General features: G+C 66.9%; 16 protein-coding genes. 3 read left to right on the forward strand and 13 right to left on the reverse strand.

Translation table 11 applies throughout. The features are described 5' to 3' along the window. Window positions 1-38: 38 nt before the first annotated feature. The 8 genes from QX041_RS26750 to flgB all read right to left on the reverse strand — a co-directional run bounded on the left by QX041_RS26750 (window position 39) and on the right by flgB (window position 7,618). Window positions 39-1,010, reverse strand: coding sequence for a Tim44 domain-containing protein (locus tag QX041_RS26750; RefSeq protein ID WP_316167103.1), 972 nt, complete (start codon window positions 1,008-1,010; stop codon window positions 39-41). Between the two features lie 167 nt (window positions 1,011-1,177). Continuing rightward, complete coding sequence (gene cckA / locus QX041_RS26755; RefSeq protein WP_316167104.1) at window positions 1,178-3,745, reverse strand: cell cycle histidine kinase CckA; 2,568 nt, start codon at window positions 3,743-3,745, stop codon at window positions 1,178-1,180. Window positions 3,746-3,900: 155 nt separating this feature from the next. Continuing rightward, window positions 3,901-4,980 (reverse strand): flagellar biosynthesis protein FlhB, encoded by a 1,080-nt coding sequence (flhB, locus tag QX041_RS26760; protein ID WP_315753133.1) that lies wholly within the window; start codon window positions 4,978-4,980, stop codon window positions 3,901-3,903. Between the two features lie 12 nt (window positions 4,981-4,992). Then, window positions 4,993-5,760 carry a flagellar biosynthetic protein FliR gene (fliR, locus tag QX041_RS26765; protein ID WP_315716025.1) on the reverse strand — a complete coding sequence of 256 codons (768 nt, stop codon included), beginning with the start codon at window positions 5,758-5,760 and terminating at the stop codon, window positions 4,993-4,995. 233 nt (window positions 5,761-5,993) lie between these two features. Further along, entirely contained in the window at window positions 5,994-6,257 is a 264-nt protein-coding gene (fliQ, locus tag QX041_RS26770) for a flagellar biosynthesis protein FliQ (RefSeq protein ID WP_008965881.1), read from the reverse strand. Between the two features lie 125 nt (window positions 6,258-6,382). Continuing rightward, complete coding sequence (gene fliE / locus QX041_RS26775) at window positions 6,383-6,739, reverse strand: flagellar hook-basal body complex protein FliE (protein WP_315716024.1); 357 nt, start codon at window positions 6,737-6,739, stop codon at window positions 6,383-6,385. Window positions 6,740-6,755: 16 nt separating this feature from the next. Further along, complete coding sequence (gene flgC, locus QX041_RS26780; RefSeq protein ID WP_315716023.1) at window positions 6,756-7,181, reverse strand: flagellar basal body rod protein FlgC; 426 nt, start codon at window positions 7,179-7,181, stop codon at window positions 6,756-6,758. A 29-nt stretch (window positions 7,182-7,210) separates the two neighbouring features. After that, entirely contained in the window at window positions 7,211-7,618 is a 408-nt protein-coding gene (gene flgB, locus QX041_RS26785) for a flagellar basal body rod protein FlgB (protein WP_315716022.1), read from the reverse strand. A gap of 356 nt (window positions 7,619-7,974) precedes the next feature. On the opposite strand from flgB, the gene QX041_RS26790 reads away from it, so the two are divergent. Both QX041_RS26790 and fliP read left to right on the forward strand, forming a co-directional pair. Continuing rightward, on the forward strand, window positions 7,975-9,042 hold the full coding sequence (locus tag QX041_RS26790; RefSeq protein WP_315828141.1) for a flagellar biosynthetic protein FliO: 1,068 nt from the start codon (window positions 7,975-7,977) through the stop codon (window positions 9,040-9,042). Next, the gene (gene fliP, locus QX041_RS26795) at window positions 9,039-9,791 is read left to right on the forward strand and encodes a flagellar type III secretion system pore protein FliP (protein ID WP_315716020.1); all 753 of its coding nucleotides are present in this window, start codon (window positions 9,039-9,041) and stop codon (window positions 9,789-9,791) included. Before QX041_RS26790 ends, fliP begins: the two co-directional genes overlap by 4 nt. A 64-nt stretch (window positions 9,792-9,855) precedes the next feature. Here fliP and QX041_RS26800 read toward each other — a convergent pair whose 3' ends face one another. Next, window positions 9,856-10,518 carry a cation transporter gene (locus QX041_RS26800; protein WP_316167106.1) on the reverse strand — a complete coding sequence of 221 codons (663 nt, stop codon included), beginning with the start codon at window positions 10,516-10,518 and terminating at the stop codon, window positions 9,856-9,858. Window positions 10,519-10,584: 66 nt separating this feature from the next. Here QX041_RS26800 and QX041_RS26805 point away from each other — a divergent pair, with 66 nt between their 5' ends. Further along, on the forward strand, window positions 10,585-10,992 hold the full coding sequence (locus tag QX041_RS26805) for a helix-turn-helix domain-containing protein (RefSeq protein WP_315716019.1): 408 nt from the start codon (window positions 10,585-10,587) through the stop codon (window positions 10,990-10,992). A gap of 146 nt (window positions 10,993-11,138) precedes the next feature. Here QX041_RS26805 and QX041_RS26810 read toward each other — a convergent pair whose 3' ends face one another. From QX041_RS26810 to fliM, 4 genes are all read right to left on the reverse strand, one after another. Beyond that, entirely contained in the window at window positions 11,139-14,888 is a 3,750-nt protein-coding gene (locus QX041_RS26810) for a tetratricopeptide repeat protein (RefSeq protein WP_316167107.1), read from the reverse strand. 103 nt (window positions 14,889-14,991) lie between these two features. Then, a complete protein-coding gene (locus QX041_RS26815; protein WP_315716017.1) occupies window positions 14,992-15,762 on the reverse strand; it encodes a flagellar protein FlbB in 771 nt (256 codons plus the stop codon). After that, window positions 15,759-16,238, reverse strand: a complete 480-nt coding sequence (locus tag QX041_RS26820) for a DUF6468 domain-containing protein (protein WP_315716016.1) — start codon at window positions 16,236-16,238, stop codon at window positions 15,759-15,761. The genes QX041_RS26815 and QX041_RS26820 overlap by 4 nt, the downstream gene beginning before the upstream one ends. Next, a complete protein-coding gene (fliM, locus tag QX041_RS26825) occupies window positions 16,235-17,437 on the reverse strand; it encodes a flagellar motor switch protein FliM (protein ID WP_315716015.1) in 1,203 nt (400 codons plus the stop codon). The genes QX041_RS26820 and fliM overlap by 4 nt, the downstream gene beginning before the upstream one ends.

Genomic DNA, 17,437 nt, shown 5'->3' on the forward strand with positions numbered 1-17,437 from the left:
ATTGCTCCGCGGCGCCCGATGAGGATCTCAAGTCAGGCTCAGCTGACCTGCTGGATTCCCGACAGCTGCCAATCGGCGCCGGCGTGGCGCAGGAAGGTCCAGATCTCCGTGACCTCCTGCGGCTGGTCGGAGCCGTCGACCACGCGGCCCGAGGCGCGCTCGATGGTCTTGTCGGCCAAGGTGAAGCGCATCGCGACCGTGGCGTAGTCGGCGCCATTCTCGCGCCAGGCTTCCGCGAGGTCGCCCTGCAGCAGCTTCACGGCGCTGACCTTGTTGACCACCCCGCGGGCCTGGTTCTGCTCGAGATCGCGCTCGAAATACGAGGCCATCTCGGGCGTCGACAGCAGCCGCAGGCGGCCGACATCCTCGTTCGACCAGGCGGACTGGATCTCGCCGAGCAGCCGCTCGAACGCCTCATAGTCGGCCGGCAGGATCTGTAGCGGCGGCGTGTTGCTGCCACCGCCGAAGCCGCCGAAACCACCAAGGCCGCTCAGGCCCGAGCGCAAGCTCGGCTGGCCGTCGGTGGGCGTCGGCGCCGGGCCGGCGGCATAGGCCGGCTGGTTGCGGCGCTGCCACCAGGCCATCCCCATGCGCACCAGGAACACCACCAGCAGGACCTGGAGGATCAGGCCGATGATCGACGCGAAGCCGCCGAGCCCCGAGAACAGCCCGCCGCCGAACAGCATGCCGAACAGGCCGGCGCCGAGGAAGCCGGCAGCGAGGCCGCCCAGCAGGCCGCCCGCGCGGCCGCCGAACAGCCCGCCACGCGCGGGCGCAGCCGTGTTGAAGCCGCCGGGCTGGCCCGGCTGGGTGATGGTGCGGTTGAACTGCGACGCCGATCCCGGCGCGGTGGCGGTCGGAGGCGGCGCGGAGAAGGTACGCGTGCCGCGGGAGCCCGAGCTGGAGCCGCCGCCGATCCGGGCGTCGGCCGCCGAGACGGCGAGCACCGTCGGCAGCGCCAGTGAAAGGGCCACGGCCATCGCCTTGAGGAGGCCGCTTTTGCGCTGCATGAAGCTCATCTGTGTTTCCCATAACTCCCCGGAATGGGGATGCCTGTAAGATGGGCACAACCCGCGAAAAAGGAAGGCGGCACGAGGCCGCGCGGCTGCGGCGCGGGGTCGCGGGATGAACGCGCCCGGCCGGCTTGCCAAGGAATTTGCCAAGGAACTCCGGTAACCTATTGCGGCGCCATGGTTTCCTTGACCGCCGCCACGAGCTGGCTGAGCGTGAAGGGCTTTGGCAGGAACGCGAACTGCTGGTTCTCCGGCAGGCTCTTCTCGAACGCATCCTCCGCATAGCCCGAGACGAAGATGATCTTGATCTCCGGATTGCGCTCGCGCATCGCTTTGAGCAGCGTCGGCCCGTCCATCTCTGGCATCACGACGTCGGACACCACGAGATCGAGCACGCCGTCGCACTCGTCCAGCGCCTCCATCGCCTCGACGCCGTTCGACGCCTCGATGACGCTGTAGCCGCGCGAGCGCAGGCCGCGCGCGTTCAGCGCCCGCAGGCCCTCCTCATCCTCGACCAGCAGGATGGTGCCCTGCCCGGTCAGGTCGGCGCGCGGCTTCGACGCTTCCGCGACGGCCGGCTCCTTGACGGCGCCGTTGGCCGCGTGCGGCTCGGCCTGGACCTCCGGCACGACGGTGTGGCGCGGCAGGAAGATCTGGAACGAGGTCCCCTTGCCGACCTCGCTGTCGACGTAGATGAAGCCGCCGGTCTGCTTGATGATGCCGTAGACGGTCGACAGTCCGAGACCGGTGCCCTTACCGACCTCCTTGGTCGAGAAGAACGGCTCGAAGATCTTCTCGCGGATCTCGGCCGGAATGCCGGTGCCGGTGTCACTGATCTCGATGCGGACGTAGTCGGCCACCGGCATGCCCTTGTAGGCGGCCTGCGCGACCTCGTCGGCCGAGACGTTGGCGGTGCGCACCGACAGCTTGCCGCCATCGGGCATCGCATCGCGGGCGTTGACCGCGAGATTCACGACCACCTGCTCGAACTGCGAGACGTCGACCTTGACCGGCCACAGGTCGCGGCCGTGAACCAGGTCGAGCTTGACCTTCTCGCCGATCAGCCGGCGCAACAGCATCGTCAGGTCGGACAGTGCGTCGCCGAGATCGAGCACCTGCGGCCGCAGGGTCTGGCGGCGCGAGAACGCCAGCAGCTGCCGCACCAGCGTCGCGGCGCGGGTCGCGTTCTGCTTGATCTGCATGATGTCCTGGAACGACGGGTCGGTCGGCTTGTGCGCGTTCAGCAGGAAGTCGTTGGCCATCATGATGGCCGAGAGCACGTTGTTGAAGTCGTGGGCGATGCCGCCGGCGAGCTGGCCGACCATCTCCATCTTCTGCGACTGGTTGATCTGGTTTTCCAGCGCGCGGCGCTCGGTGGTCTCGAGCAGATAGACGATCGCGGCCTCGGTCTCGCGCTCGTCCTCGTCGACGGCGGTGACGAAGAACTGGCCGAAGCGCTCCTTCGCGCCCTCCAGCATCACCTCGACCGGCGGAATGTCCGCCTGCCCTTCCGAGGCCTGGTTGATCGCGGCGATCAGGAGGTGCCGGTCGCGCTGGCTGACGGTGCGGAAGATCGATTTCGCCGCGGCCACGTCGCCGCTGACGCTCTGCGCCAGCTTGGCGTAGCGCGCATTGGCCCTGACCACGGCGCCGCCGCGGTCGACGGTGGCGATTGCCATCGGCGTATGGTCGAAGAAGCGCATGAAGCGCACCTCGGCGGCGCGCTCCGGATCGGAGCGCTCGTCGCGGGCGCGGCTGATGACCAGGGTGCGCGAGGCGCCCGGCTTGCCGTCGGCGCCGAAGGCGAGCTTGTGGTAGAGCCGCGCCGGCATGGTCTTGCCGCCGCGCATCTTCAGGTCGATGTCGAACACCTCGGTGCGGACCTCGCCGGGCACCGCCACGATCGAGGTCAGCAGCGACGCGCCGTCGCCGGAGACGACGTCGGCGAGCTTCAGGCCGCCCGAGCCGATCTCGGCGAGATCGTAGTCGAGCCAGTTGGCGAGCGTGGCATTGACGTAGACGAGGCTGCCTTCCGGATTGACCGAGAAGAAGCCGCACGGCGCATGGTCGAGATATTCGATCGCATGCTGCAGCTCCTGAAACACGTCCTCCTGGCGCTCGCGATCCCGCGTGATGTCGGCGATCGACCACACCGCGTAGCGGGCGTGGCGCTTGGTCTGGCCGAGCGGGCGAACGCGCATGCGAAGCCAGCGCCCCTGCGCGCCTTCGGCCGCGGTGATTCGTACCTCTTCCTGCTGCCGCTTGCCCTCGCGCGCCGCCTTGAGCAGGCGGAACACCGCTTCGGAGACATCGGGATTGCCGATGAAGACACGCTCGACGGGACGCGCCTCCTGCGCGGTCGCCGCTCCCGTCATGTTGAGATAGGCGGCGTTGGCGTAGACGACATGGCCGCGCGGATCGGTCACCGCGAGGCCATCGAAGGCGTGATCGGCGATCGCGCCCAACACCGGATCGTCGGTCGCCTTGTCGGCGAAGCGGACGATGCCGGCGGCGAACGCGAACAGATTGAACAGGCCGACGGTGGCGAGCAGCGACAGCAGGCCGAGAATATAGGGCTGCGCCTGGGCGCGGCCGATCGTCATCAACGCGATCGCGACCGCGACGAGACCGAACGCCACCAGCAGGATCAGCAGAATGCTGCCGCTGCGGCGCGGCCGCTCCGGCAGGCCCACCTGATCCTGTAACCCATCGTTGTCGGAATCGGCGCTCATGGCTCGGGGACGCGACCTGTCGGCTGGGAGCCCCAGCCCGTTCGCGCGGCTCCCCCTTCCACCTGCCTGAATCGACGGGTCAAGCGCAAGCCCGTCAAGCCGATATTCCATGATTTATCCGTATTTTGCGGTCCGTCCATGGACCGAATCGGTTGTCATCGCGGGCGCCCCGAGAGGTTGCGCCGCAGCCCCATCACGTAGCCGATGATCTCAGCGACGGCATGATAATGTTCCACCGGGATCTCCTCGTCGATCTCGACGGTGGCATAGAGCGCGCGCGCCAGCGGCACGTTCTCGACGATCGGGATGTCGTGCGCCTTGGCCACCTCCCGGATCTTGAAGGCGATGTTGTCGACGCCCTTGGCGACGCAGACCGGCGCCGACATGCCGCGCTCGTAGGACAGCGCGACCGAGTAGTGGGTCGGGTTGGTGATGATCACGGAGGCCTTGGGAACCGCGGCCATCATGCGCTTCTTCATGCGCTGCTGGCGGATCTGCCGGATGCGTCCCTTGACGTGCGGGTCGCCTTCCGACTGCTTGAACTCCTCCTTCATCTCCTGCACCGACATCTTCTGGCGCTCGTACCATTGCCGATACTGGAACAGGTAGTCGCCGATCGCGACCAGGGCGAGCAGCGCGACCACCGAGCCCATCAGATGCGTCGTCAGCGAGATCGTGACGCCGAGCAGCTCGCTGACGTCCATATGCAGCAGCGATTCGAGGCGCAGCCGCTCCGGCCACAGGATCATGACCATGACCGTGCCAAGCAGCACGAGCTTGAAGAGGCCCTTGGCGAAATTGGCCGCAGCCTGCTTGCCGAACAGGCGCTTGGCGCCGGCCAAGGGCGAGATCTTGCTCAGGCTCGGCTTCATCGGCTCGCCGGACCAGACCAGGCGATGCTGCATCATGTTGCCGGCGATCGCCGCCAGCATCACCATCAGGATCGGCACGCCGATCGCCGCGATCACGGCGAACGACAGGCTGCGCGCCAGCGCCAGCAGGCCGGCGCCGTCGGTGTGGATCATCCAGGAATTGGCGATCAGGTTGCGCATCGGCACCAGCACCGCGGTGCCGATCGAGCCCGAGAAGGTCGACATCACCAAGGTCGCGGAGGCGATCACGAACCAGGTGTTGAGCTCCTGGCTCTTGACGACGTCGCCGCGTTCGAGCGCCTGGTCCAGCCGTTTTTGCGTCGGGTCTTCTGTTTTGTCTTCGGAATCGGCCTCATCGGACATCGATCGGCCCCCTCACCGCGGCATCATCTCGTGCATGACGCCTTCGAAATAGCCGAGAAACGTTCCCATCATCGCGGTCAGGACCAGCGCGAAGATCAGGAAGCCGATCAGGATCGAGAGCGGCGCACCGACGAAATAGACCTGCATCTGCGGCATCAGCCGCGCCAGCACGCCGAGCCCGATGTTGAAGACCAGTCCGAACACCAGGAACGGCGCCGACAATTGCAGGCCGATCTTGAACGCCGCGGCAAACGCCTTGGTCGCCAGCGAGGCGACGTCGCCGCTCGGGATCAATTCGCCCGGCGCGAAGATCTTGTAGCTGTCGCTGAGTGCGGCGATCACCAGATGATGGCTGTCGGTCGAGAACAGCAGGGTCACGCCGAGCATGGTGAGGAAGTTGCCGATCAGGACGCCCTGCTGTCCCTGCGTCGGATCCACCGCGGTGACGAAGCCGAGTCCCATCTGCTGCGCGATCACGGAGCCCGCGACCTGCAGCGCCGACAGCGTCACCCGCGCCGTCGCGCCGAGCACGATGCCGATCACGATCTCGTGCACCATCATCACCAAGAGCGGCGACAACGCCTGCAGGTCGACCTGATAGGCCTGACGATGCAGCGGCAGCACGATCATCGTGAGCAGCAGCGCGGTCGCGAGCTTGATGCGGACGGGGATGTTGACCTCGCCGAGGCCCGGCAACAGCATCACCATGGCGCCGACGCGCGCGAAGGCCAGCATGAACACGGCGGCCAGCGCCGGAAGGAAGGATATATCGATGCGCATCGTCCGCCGTCACGGCCCTTTCGACCGCATGCTGGTGCGGCACGACGGTCTTTGAAGAGACAGCCTCCGAAGAGACAGCCTCCGACGAGGCAACCTGCGAAGAGGCAGCCTGCGAAGAGCTTGCCCGAAAGGCTGCCCGCGCGCGCCTGAAAGCAGCAGCGCCCCCCGCACTGCTCCTTACGACCGCTCGCAGCGCCCTCACGCAGGCCTGCCCTGCCGCCCCGGACATTGCCTCATCCGCCGATGATTCGCGACGAGATCCGCATCATGTGCGAATGCAGCGCGTCGGCCATGAACGGCAGCGCCAGCAGCAGCGTCACGAAGATCGCGATGATCTTCGGCACGAACACCAGCGTCTGCTCCTGGATCTGCGTCAGCGCCTGGAACAGCGAGACGACCACGCCAACCACGAGGCCGACCACCATCAGCGGCGACGACACCAGCACGATGGTCCAGATCGCATCGCGCGCCACATCGAGCGTTTCAGCTCCCGTCATGTCCTGTCGTTCCTCACTGTCGATCGGCTCCGGTCCGGCACCCGCCTCATCGCGGGCGGTCGCGGCAGACGGCAAATCCCCTGGGCGCATCAGGCAGTGGCGGCCTGAAGCGTTACGAGCTGCGCCTAGATCGTCATCTTCATCACGTCTTCATAGGCCTGGATCACGCGGTCGCGCACCGACACCAGCGTCGACACCGCGACGTCGGTTTCGGCGACCGCCGTGACGACATCCATGACGTTTGCCTTGCCCGCGGCCATCGCGACCGCCTGACTGTCGGACTTGCGTCCGGCCTCCATCACGCTGCCGATCGCGTCCTTCAGCACCGCGCTGAATGACGGACCACCCTTGTCGGCGCCGTTGCCGCTACCGAGCACGTCGCGCACGCGCCCAAGGCTGCCGAAGGCACCGCTCGAGCCGCCGGTGTCGAGCACGCGCGCGGAATTCGCGTAGGCATTCGCTGCGGAGATTGGGGAGGCCATGACTTTCGTTCCTGTCCTAGGTCTTCAGAATGTCGAGCGTGCGCTGGATCATGCGGCGCGTGGCGCCGATGATGTTCAAATTCGCCTCGTAGGACCGCTGCGCATCACGCATGTCGGTCATCTCGATGAGCGGATTGACGTTGGGGTACTTGACATTGCCGGACGCGTCCGCGGCCGGGTTACTGGGGTCGTATTTGACGCGGAACGACGATTGATCGGGCACCACCTTGCCGAGTGCCACCACCTTGGCGTCGAGCGCACGATCGAGTGCCGAGGTGAATGTCGGGACCTTGCGGCGATACGGATCGCCGCCCGCCTTGGCAGCGGTCGAATCGGCATTGGCGATGTTCTCGGAAATGACGCGCATACGTCCCGCCTGCGCACGCAGGCCGGAGGTCGCGATGCTCATCGAGCGGAGGAAATCGCTGGAGTCGTTTGCCATGCTTGTCGGTCTCTGTCCTTAACCCGAGCTCAGCCCTTGCCGATCGCCGTCTTCAACAGATGCAGGCTCTTGCCGTACAACGAGGTCGCCGCGGCGTAGTCCATCTGGTTGGCGGAGACCTTCAGCATCTCCTCTTCGAGGCTCACCGCGTTGCCGGCGGGCCTCGTCTGAAATCCGACCTTGCGGTTCTGGTCGAAGCTCGCGCTCTCGCCCGACGACGGGGCGATGTGCGCGGTGCTGGTCCGGGTCAGCGACAGCGGCGCAAAGCCGCCGACCGCCTGGCCGGTTGAATCGAACTTCGGCTCAACCAGATCCTTCGGCTTGAAGTTTGGCGTATCCGAATTGGACACGTTCTCGGACAGCACGCGCTGGCGCTCCTGATGCCATTGCATCTTGGTCCGCAACGCCGACAACACGGGGAGATCGTTGATGGACATGGCGCTGCTCGGTTGTGTCCGACTACCGGACGGTTTGGGTAGGTAGAAATTGCCGTGCATATGGTTAACAGGGAGTTAAGAAAGGGTGCGATGCCCACCGGGACTATCCCGGTGTCTTGACGAATTCTTAGGAAACTGCCGGGGTCCCAGCCGACCGATGCATCATTCCGGGACGGCGCGGCTCGCCAAGAAGTCGTTTTGGCCCGGCCGATTCATGGGTTATTAAGAGGCGGAGCGGCAGTTCCTGCCGTCATGCGTTAACAGGTTGGTTCCGGTTCTGAAGCTCCGTTCGCTGCCGGCGATGCGTTGGACAGACGAAAGACTTCGAAAGGACGCGGTATTTGCCGGGGACAGAGATGCAGGCACTGACGTTCTTTTTTGCATTCGTGGCGGTGCTGGCGCTGATCGGCCTCGCCGCTTGGCTGGTCCGTCGATTCGCGGGCAATCGTCTCGGGACCAACCCGAATCGCGGCCGCATGCCCCGGCTTGCCGTGATCGATGCCGCCGCCGTCGATGGCCGCCGCCGTCTCGTGCTCGTGCGCCGTGATAACATAGAGCATCTTCTGATGATCGGCGGGCCGACCGACATCGTGGTCGAATCCAATATCGTGCGGGCCATGCCGGCGCGCGAGCAATTGCCACAGCGGCCGGGCATCAGTGCCGAGCCGCCGGCGGCTCGCATCGCGCCGCTGCCGGATGCGCCATCCTGGGCCGACAACGAGCCGAAGACCGAGGCCGCCGAGCATGCCGAGTTGCAGATGCCGGAGTCGCCGCAGCGCCCGATGCGGCCGTCGTTCATCGATGAGGTTCGCCGCACGGCGCCGACTGCCGCAGAGCGGCGTGAGCCAGCACCGGCATTTCCGCCGGAACCACCGCTTCCTCCGCGCCGTCCCGACCCCCGCCAGGACCTCCGGGCGGACGTCCGTGGAGAACCGCGCGGCGGAGACGAAGCCCGCCTGGAGCCGCGCCCCGAGCGGGTGGCCCGCGGTGAACCAGTGATGCCGCGCCCGTTGCGCCCCGCCGAGCCGCAGCGTCAGGCCGAGGCGCAGCGCCCTTCCGAGGGGCCCCGGCTGCCGCCGGTGCGGAGCGCTGAGCGCGCAGCCGAGCGCGTCGAGCGCGCGGCGGCGCCGCCGCTGCCGCCGGTGGCCCAGATGCCGCCGCCCCCGCCCCCGGCTGCCCCGCCGCCCGCAGCGGCCGATTCGAGCGCCGAAGCCAATCTGGCCGAGATGGCGCAACGGCTCGAGGCCGCGCTGCGGCGTCCATCAGCCGATCCGTCGGCTGCTCCGGCCTCGGGTCCCCCGGCGCTCCGGGCGGCCGCGCGCAACGAGCCGCCTGCGGCGCAAGCCGCGCCGGTCAAGACCAGCTTCGAGAATCTGGAGGACGAGATGGCCTCGCTGCTCGGACGTCCGAAGTCGTCTCAGTGAGATCGCTGCTTCCCCCGCGTAGAGTTGTCTTCACCGCTGTTCTGACTGCCGCCGGTTTACTGGCGGGACGTGCTGCTGCGCAGGACATCAGCATCAATCTCGGCGCCGGCGGTGGCGGCGTCACCGAACGCGCGGTCCAACTGATCGCGCTGCTCACGGTGTTGTCGATCGCGCCGTCGATCCTGATCATGATGACGTCGTTCACGCGCATCGTGGTCGTGCTGTCGCTGCTGCGCACGGCGATGGGCACAGCGACCGCGCCGCCCAACTCGGTCATCATCGCGCTCGCGATGTTCCTCACGGCGTTCGTGATGGGCCCGGTGCTGCAGAAATCCTATGATGACGGCATCCGGCCCCTGGTGGAAAACCAGATCGGCGTCGAGGACGCGCTGCAGCGCGCCTCGGTGCCGCTGCGCGGCTTCATGCAGAAGAACGTGCGCGAGAAGGACCTGAAGCTGTTCATGGACCTCTCCGGCGAGCCGCCGCCGGCGACGCCCGACGACCTGTCGCTGCGCATCCTGGTGCCGGCTTTCATGATCTCCGAGCTCAAGCGCGCCTTCGAGATCGGTTTCCTGCTGTTCCTGCCCTTCCTGATCATCGACCTCGTGGTCGCCTCGGTCCTGATGTCGATGGGCATGATGATGCTGCCGCCGGTCGTGGTGTCGCTGCCGTTCAAGCTGATCTTCTTCGTGCTGGTCGACGGCTGGTCGCTGGTGGCCGGCAGCCTGGTGCAGAGCTACGGCGGGTAGGTTTCACCTCTCGGTGTGAGCGAAAGCCAGTCGGTCGTGACTTTCCATTGACACGTGCCCTCGATCAGTTCGCCCGGATCGGGCTTGCGACGGGGCGCGATGTGGGGGAGCCGCGCAACTCGATGCGAGCTCGCTGTATGATGTGCCAGCCACCGCTCGAACCAAGCGCGGCCATGTTCGCCGCCACAATGAGATCCGGCCATGCCGTGCCGGTGCCGAACACACCGGCTGCGGCCGCGAGTACGGCGACGTTGCCGATCGCATCGTTCCGGGAGCAGATCCAGACCGACCTCATATTCGCGTCGCCGATCCGGAAGCGGTAGAGCATGAGGGCCACGCCCGCATTGGCGACAAGGGCGAGCATGCCGACGATCCCCATCGCCTTCGCCTCCGGGAGGGTGCCGGTCACTGCGTGCCAGACAGTGGAGGCAAGGACAAGGACGCCAAGCAGGACGAGCGACCAGCCCTTCAGAAGGGCGGCGCGCGCTCGCCAGCTCAGCGCCAGTCCCGCCACTCCGAGGCTGATCGCATAGTTGGCCGTATCACCGAGGAAGTCGATCGCGTCCGCCTGCAGCGAGGCCGACCCGGCCGCCACGCCTGCTGCGATCTCCGTCAAAAACATGGCTCCGTTGATAGCCAGCGCAATCCAGAGCGCACGACGCCAGCGGGGGCTGTCCAGTTCCCTCGGAGGGGAAGAGGAACAGCAGTCGTCATGACAACTAGGCATATCGTCGCCTCTTACAAGATGATGCGACGTCCTATATGGACCCTGTAGCCACTATAGGGTCAAGCCATGTCACGACTGACCATCGGCGACCTCGCGAAGCGGACCGGCACCAAAGTCGAAACGATCCGCTATTATGAGCGGATCGGTCTGCTACCTCTTCCGGCGAGAACCGAGGGCAATTACCGAGCTTATGACAACGACCAACTGGGGCGACTGAGCTTCATCCGGCGTGCCCGCGACTTGGGCTTCTCCATCGACCAGGTCCGTGACCTGCTGGACCTCGCCGATCAGCGAGACCGCTCGTGCGACGCGGTCGACGTCATCGCCGGCCAACACCTGGCAGAGATCGAACGCAAGATCGCGGACCTCGTGGCGCTGCGCGACGAGCTTGCCGATGTCATCGGGCGCTGCAAGCACGGCACCGTTGCCGACTGCCGCATCATCGAAGCGCTTGCGCCGCATCGCTCTGACTGAGCGAACGAGACAATGGCGTCGCAAGGCAGTCTCGAGCTTTCGTCTGGACGCGCGTCGGGCGGATTGCGGACAGCATCGCGATGAGCTCGGCTTCGGCCTTGGTCGGCTCATCTGGTGGCTCTCCGGCTCTGCGTGTGGCGCCGAAATCAACGGCCGGCGATCGCCTGCTTGACGCCCTGGATGCGCGGCAAGGCGCCGGTCGCTTCCGACGGGGCCTTCGCGGCGTCCTTGCCGCCGTCCGGCCCTTTGCCGGTGGCATCGGGGAAGCGCGCCCGCATGTCGCGGAGGAAGCCGTCGAGCGTGTCGACACTCGCGGCCATCTTTGCGATCTGCGCGAATTCGGCGCTGGAGCCGCTCGCCGGCTTGCTGGCGACGTCGAACGCGATCTTGTCCGCCTCGCCGGTCATCAGCGGCGCATATTTCTCGCGGAAGCGGGCGAGGCCGATGGCGTCGTCGGCGAGCGCATAGCCGACCACGGCGCGCAGGATGTCGCCGCGCTCCGCCGGATTGAGCGGGCGGAAATCGCGCCAGCGATCGCCGTAGTAGAGCTCGATCTGCTCGGACGCCTCGCGCCAGCGCCGCGACGCCCAGTAGATGTCGGAGCGCAGCCGGATCGCCTCGCGGCCGCCGATGTTGCTGATGATGTCCAGCCCGAGGTCGTAACGACCGATGTCACTGTTGGCGCGCGCCTCCAAGAGCAGCCGCTGCTGGCGCAGCTCGCCCGCGAGATCGGCGATGCGGGTGGTGCGCAGCGCCTCGATGGCGCGGTCCGGCTTGCGGTTGGTGAGGTAGACCATGGCGAGACGCGCGGCGACCTGGGCGCGTGCCGCACCTTCGAGGCGGTGGTCGACCTGGTATTGCAGAAGTTCGGCGGCCTGGTCGAGCAGATCGATGCCGACCAGGCGGTCGGCGAGCTTGCGGATCATCTCGTCGCCGCGGCGGCCGATCGGAGTCAGCTCGCGAAACCCGTAGAAGATGCTGAGCGCATCGACCGGCGGAAGCTCGTCGGCCTTGCCGCTCAGGAACAACTGCGAGAACAGGCGGGAGGCTGCATCCTGGGCCTGCCGCGCCAAGTCGGAGTTGGGCATCAGGCGGGTGGCCTGGCGCGCGGCCTCGAGCGAGTCCGCGTAGCGCCCGGCCTCCTCGTAGAGCTGCGCCATCATCTGCAACGTCTGCACCTCGATGGCGTCGCCGCGCCAGATCGCCTGCAAGGTCTCCAGCTCCTTCAACGCGTCGGGCGGCTTGATCTCGCCGCGCTTCTGCAGAAGCTTGATCTCCAGCAGCTTGGCCTCCGCGGCCGCCATGCGGTCGTCGGAATTGACGGCGAAGCGATAGTCGTCGAGCGCGTCCTTCTCCTGCGCCATCGCCTCGGCGAGCCGGCCGCGCAGCACGGCGATGTCGGGCTTCATGTCCGCGGGCACGCCGATCACGTCGAGCTCGGCGCGCCGCTTCGCGGCGCCAGCGAAATCCTTGATCTCGAGCGCCGACTTCATCGCGTCAGCGATCACGACGCGCTGCAGATCGAGCGGCAGCGAGGCGATGGCGAACTCGACGTTCTTCAGCTTCTCGCGCGCGTCCGCGAACTTGCCCTGCCGGGCGAAGGCGAGGCCCTTCCACATCTGGGAGTCGAAATTGTTCCCGATCGACGGCGTGGCGAGATCCTTGAGCCCCTGGTCCGGCCGGCCCATCAGGATGCTCGCCACCGCATGGATCATCAGCATGGCGGTCTCGTCGGTGCGCGGGTCGGCGTCGGAGATCATCAGATTGGTGACACCGCGCGCCTCCGGGTACATCGCTCGCGCCATGTAGAAGCGCGCCAGCGCCAGCCGCGCCTGCGCCCGCCGCTCCGGCTCGGCGTTGGCCGCGGCCTTGATCAGGAGATCCTCGCGCGGCACGAACGGCTGGGTCTGGTTCTGCTGCCATTCGTCGATGTCGAACATCGGCCTGACAGCGGTCGGCGCCCGCTCCGGCGAGAAGCCGATCGACGACAGCGTCAGCCCGCCCGGCCGGCCCAGGATCACCTTGTCGGGCGCGATCTCGACGGCGACGTCATCCGAATTCGGACGAACCGCGATGCCGTGGATGGAATCGAGCAGCGACAGATCGACGAAATCCTGGCGCTTGATGAAGCCGCGGATCGGCGGCGGCGCCGTCACGACCAGCAGCGTGTCGCCGGCATCCGGGTCGGTCACCCGGTGCAGCATGCCGGCTCCGGGATTGGCGAGCGGCACCATCACATTGGCAAGCGCGGGATCGGTGACGTTGCGCATCACCATCAGCGGCTGCTGATTGGCCTGGCCCTTGTCGGCGAAAGACAGCATCCAGCTGCGCCCGCCGTCATCGCTGCCGAGCGAATGCATCTGCGGGCGGTTGAGCCGGATCCGGATGGCCTGCCCGTTATCGAGCGACATCCTGTTGACCTCGCCGATGATGGCGCCGCCCTTGGCGCGGATGGGCTCGACGTCGACGGGCTTGGTCGAATCGAACACCATCCATACCGTATCGCCGCGGCGGAACAGCGCCGCCGGCGTGACCTGGCCGAAGCCGAAGGTGAGCCGCAGGCCCTCACTGTCGCGCAGGGCCTCCAGGGTGGCGGCTCCATTGGCTGCCTTCTCGGCCGGCTTGGTTTCGGCAGGCTTGGTTTCGGCAGACTTGGTCTCGACGGGCTTGGCGGCTTCGGCTTTGCCGGCCTCCGGCTTCATCGCCTCGGGCTTCGCTGGTTCGGATTTGGCGGCTTCGGATTTGACGGCTTCGGGCGCAGCAGCTTCAGGCTTGGCGGCCTCGGGCGCGGCTTCGGCCTTCGCGGCGGCGGGCGCGGCAACAGCCGCTGCCGACGGCGCCGGCTGGGCTGCGGGCTCGGTGGCCGGCGCCGCGACCGCAGGCGCCGGCTTGGTCTCCGCCTTCATCTCCTTGGCGATGGTGTCGGAGGTCGGCGGCACGATCTCGGGCTGCGCAGCCTGCTTGGGCTTGTCGCCATTGGGTTTGCTGCCGTTGGGTTTGTCGGCCGCGGCCGCCTTGGCGCCCGGCAGCGTGTCCGAGGAGACTGCGGAAACCTTCTTGTCCGGCTGCTGATAGGCGACGTCGATGTTGTAGTTCTTCTCCTCGCGGAAGGCGCGAACGTCGACCTCGCCGACCAGGCCGAGCTCGACGACGGTCCTGCTGCCGTCGATGCGCTGGTTGATCGCGGCGACGTTCGGCGGCGCGACGAGCTTGGCGTCGGCGAGATCGAAGGACAGCGGCGCGGTGAAGAACAGCGACAGCTTCTGGTCGTTGAGCACCGAGGAGATGCCGACACCGTCGGGGATCTCGAACACGAAGCGCACGAAGGTCGGCTGCACCAGCGCGCGGACGCGGATCGGCGGCCGCTTCTTCGATTCCGCCTCGGCGCGCTGCAGCCGCAGCGCCTTCTCGGCGGCGCGCGCGCGCTCGGCGAGCTCGCGCACGACCTCGGCCGGCAGCGGCGGCGGCGGGCCGGTCCAGCTGTCGGGCAACAGGTCGATGAAGACGCGTTCGCCCGCGGTCATGGTGTTGACGCGGACCTTGCGCGACAGCGACAACCGCAGCGCCGAGCCGTCGGGGTCGCCGCGGGCCGATGAGATATAGTCGGGCGCCGCATCCACCCAGCGGTCGATCGGCACGGTGGCGGCGCGATCGAACCTGATCAGCAGAATCGAGCCGGCGGTGGTGACGTCGGCGCTGACGTCCTCGGCGAATTTCAGCACCAGCCGCGCATAGCCGTCCTGAGCCGACAGGCTCGCCTCGCCCGGCACCGGCGCAGCGCCTGCCGCGACCGTGGACAGCACCAGACCGATGACGATGGCCGACAGCAGGGCAAGGCCGGCGCGCGCCCGTGCGCGGGCCTTCGACCGCAATCCAATGGGAGTCGTGCGCGCCATGGTCACAAGCTTCCGGTTCGACATCCGCAACTTGACGGATACGCCTGCCCCGCCACGCCGGAAATCTAGGTGCCGGCGTTTAAGGGCGCATTAAACATGCGGCTCAATTGCTCTTCACAGGCACGATCTTGCCCTCGATCTTCGGCAGCTCGGCGCTGGTCTCGGGCCTGTCGGCGCCGGCCCGGCGCGCGAGCTCGACGGTGAGCCGCTCGGCGGCCTCCGGCGTCATCAGACCGAGAATGTCCGACATCTTGCGCGGGGCGATCTGCGAGGCGATCTCGATCAGCACCGACATCTCGAGCCGGTCGAACACCTTGGCGGCATCCTTCGGCTTCATGCCCTCGTACATCGTGACGATGCTCTTGAAGCGGGCGTTGTCGGCCTCGGTCTTGGCGGCCTGCGCGCCGGAAATGCGGCCCTCGATCGCCTTCATCTCCTCGGTCTTGGACTGGATGCGCTGCTCGGCGGCGCGCAACAGGCTCTCGCGGATGTCGATCTCGCGCGCGCGCGCGTCGAGCTCCTGGCGACGCGACTGCAGCCGCTCGAGGATCGCCTTCTCCGCCGGCGACACCTGCTGCTGGTTCTCCTCGGGCTTGATCACCACGCCCTCGGGCTTGGTGTCGGGAGCGGCGGGCTTGGGCGCCTCCTCCTTCTTCTCCTTCGGCGCGCCGTGCGTGGAGCCGGTGACGATGTCGTTGTCCTCGCGGCCCGGATAGCCCAGGTTCTCCTGGGCCCAGGACCGCTTGGTCGGGTGAGGGTCATAGTCGAAAACGTAGCCGCCATCGATCACGAGACCGGCCACCTTCAGGACCGCAAGGCAGGCCACCGCGATCAGGACGACGGGAATGACGCGGATGTTACGAAACGCATTCATGCGGCAAGGCCACCAGTCCTTCGACGTTCGGAGAATGCCTGGGCCGCGGCGGCAACCGCCTTGGCACCGGAGACGCGCACCGGCTCGGTCGTGATCGCCGGCACAGGCGCAGGCGCCGGCTCCGGCGCGGCTTCAGGCGAGGTGATGGGTCGCGCGGCGCTGGCGATGCGCGACAGCCGGCGCACCACGCCGTCGCTCTCGGCGAGCTGCTTGCGCAACTGGTCGGACATCTGCGTCGCGGCGGCGAGCTGATTGCCGAGATTGTCGTTGACGTCGCGCACCGCGAGCTTGAGGCCGCCGATCGCCCGCTCGGCGATCTCGGTCGCGGTGATCAGCTCCGCGATCACGGCCTTGAGCGAATGCTCGTCCGCCTTCAGCCGCTTAAGCCTGGAATTCAGCAGCATGCAATAGCCGATGGTCAGCACCAATAAGACCGCCACCAGGCTTTCGATGATCAATCCGAGGGAGTGGTTCATTGGGCCTCCATCAACTTGTTCTGGCCTTCTGCGCCTTCGAACATCGCAAGCGTCGTATTCGGCTTGCGCAAATTCTTGGTGACACGGATCGCGACGCGGTCGCCGACCCGGCCCATCCGTCCTTCCGTCAGCATGGTGCTGCCGCAGCGGACCGCGACCAGCGCATCGGGACGGATGTCGAGCGGCAGGGTGTCGCCGACCTTCAGCTTCATGAGCTGCTTCAGCGGCACGTCGGCCTCGTAGAGCACGGCGTCGACGGCGATCTCGGCCTTGGCGATCTCGGTGGCGAAGTGGCCTTCCCAGACGGGATCGCGGCCGAACTTCTCACCCATGAACATCTGCAACAGCACCGGCCGGATCGGCTCGATCGTCGCGTAGGGCAGCAGCAGCTCGATGTTGCCGCCGCGGTCTTCCATGTCGATCCGCAGCTTCACCAGGATCGCGGCATTGGCGGGCCGGCTGATCGCGGCGAAACGCGGATTGGTCTCGAGCCGGTCGATGGTAAAGCGCACCGGCGACAGCGGCCGGAACGCCTGCTCGGCATCGCTCAGCACCACCTCGATCAGGCGCTTGACCAGGTTGGTCTCGATCGTCGTGTAGGGGCGACCCTCGACGCGGAGCTGGGTGTTGCCGCGGCGGCCGCCGAGCAGCACGTCGATGATCGAATAGATCAGGGTCGAGTCGACGGTGGCGAGCCCGAAATTCTCCCACTCCTCCGCCTTGAACACGCTGAGCACGGCGGGCAGCGGAATCGAGTTCATGTAGTCGCCGAAGCGCACCGAGGTGATGCGATCGAGCGAGACCTCGACGTTGTCGGAGGTGAAGTTGCGCAAGGACGTCGTCATCAGCCGCACCAGGCGGTCGAAGACGATTTCGAGCATCGGCAGACGCTCGTAGGAGACCATCGCCGAATCGATGATCGCGCGAATGCCGGAATGGTCGTCGAGACTGACCTCGCCGGCGGTGAAGCCGAGGAGATTGTCGATCTCCTCCTGCGACAGCACCCGCTCGCCGCCGTTCTTGGTGGCGCCGAAATCGCGGCTGCCGTCCTCGACCATCGCGGCCCATTGCAGGGCCATCGATTCGGTGAGTTCATTGGCTGCTGCGGCTTCCGCGGCCTCTGTGGGATCCTCCGAGTCGAGCGAGGCTTCCCATTGCGCGGCTATCGCATCCTGGTCGACTTGATCGTTGCCCGCCAT

Source organism: Bradyrhizobium sp. SZCCHNRI2009 (assembly GCF_032485115.1).
In the GTDB taxonomy this organism is placed as follows: Bacteria; Pseudomonadota; Alphaproteobacteria; order Rhizobiales; family Xanthobacteraceae; genus Bradyrhizobium.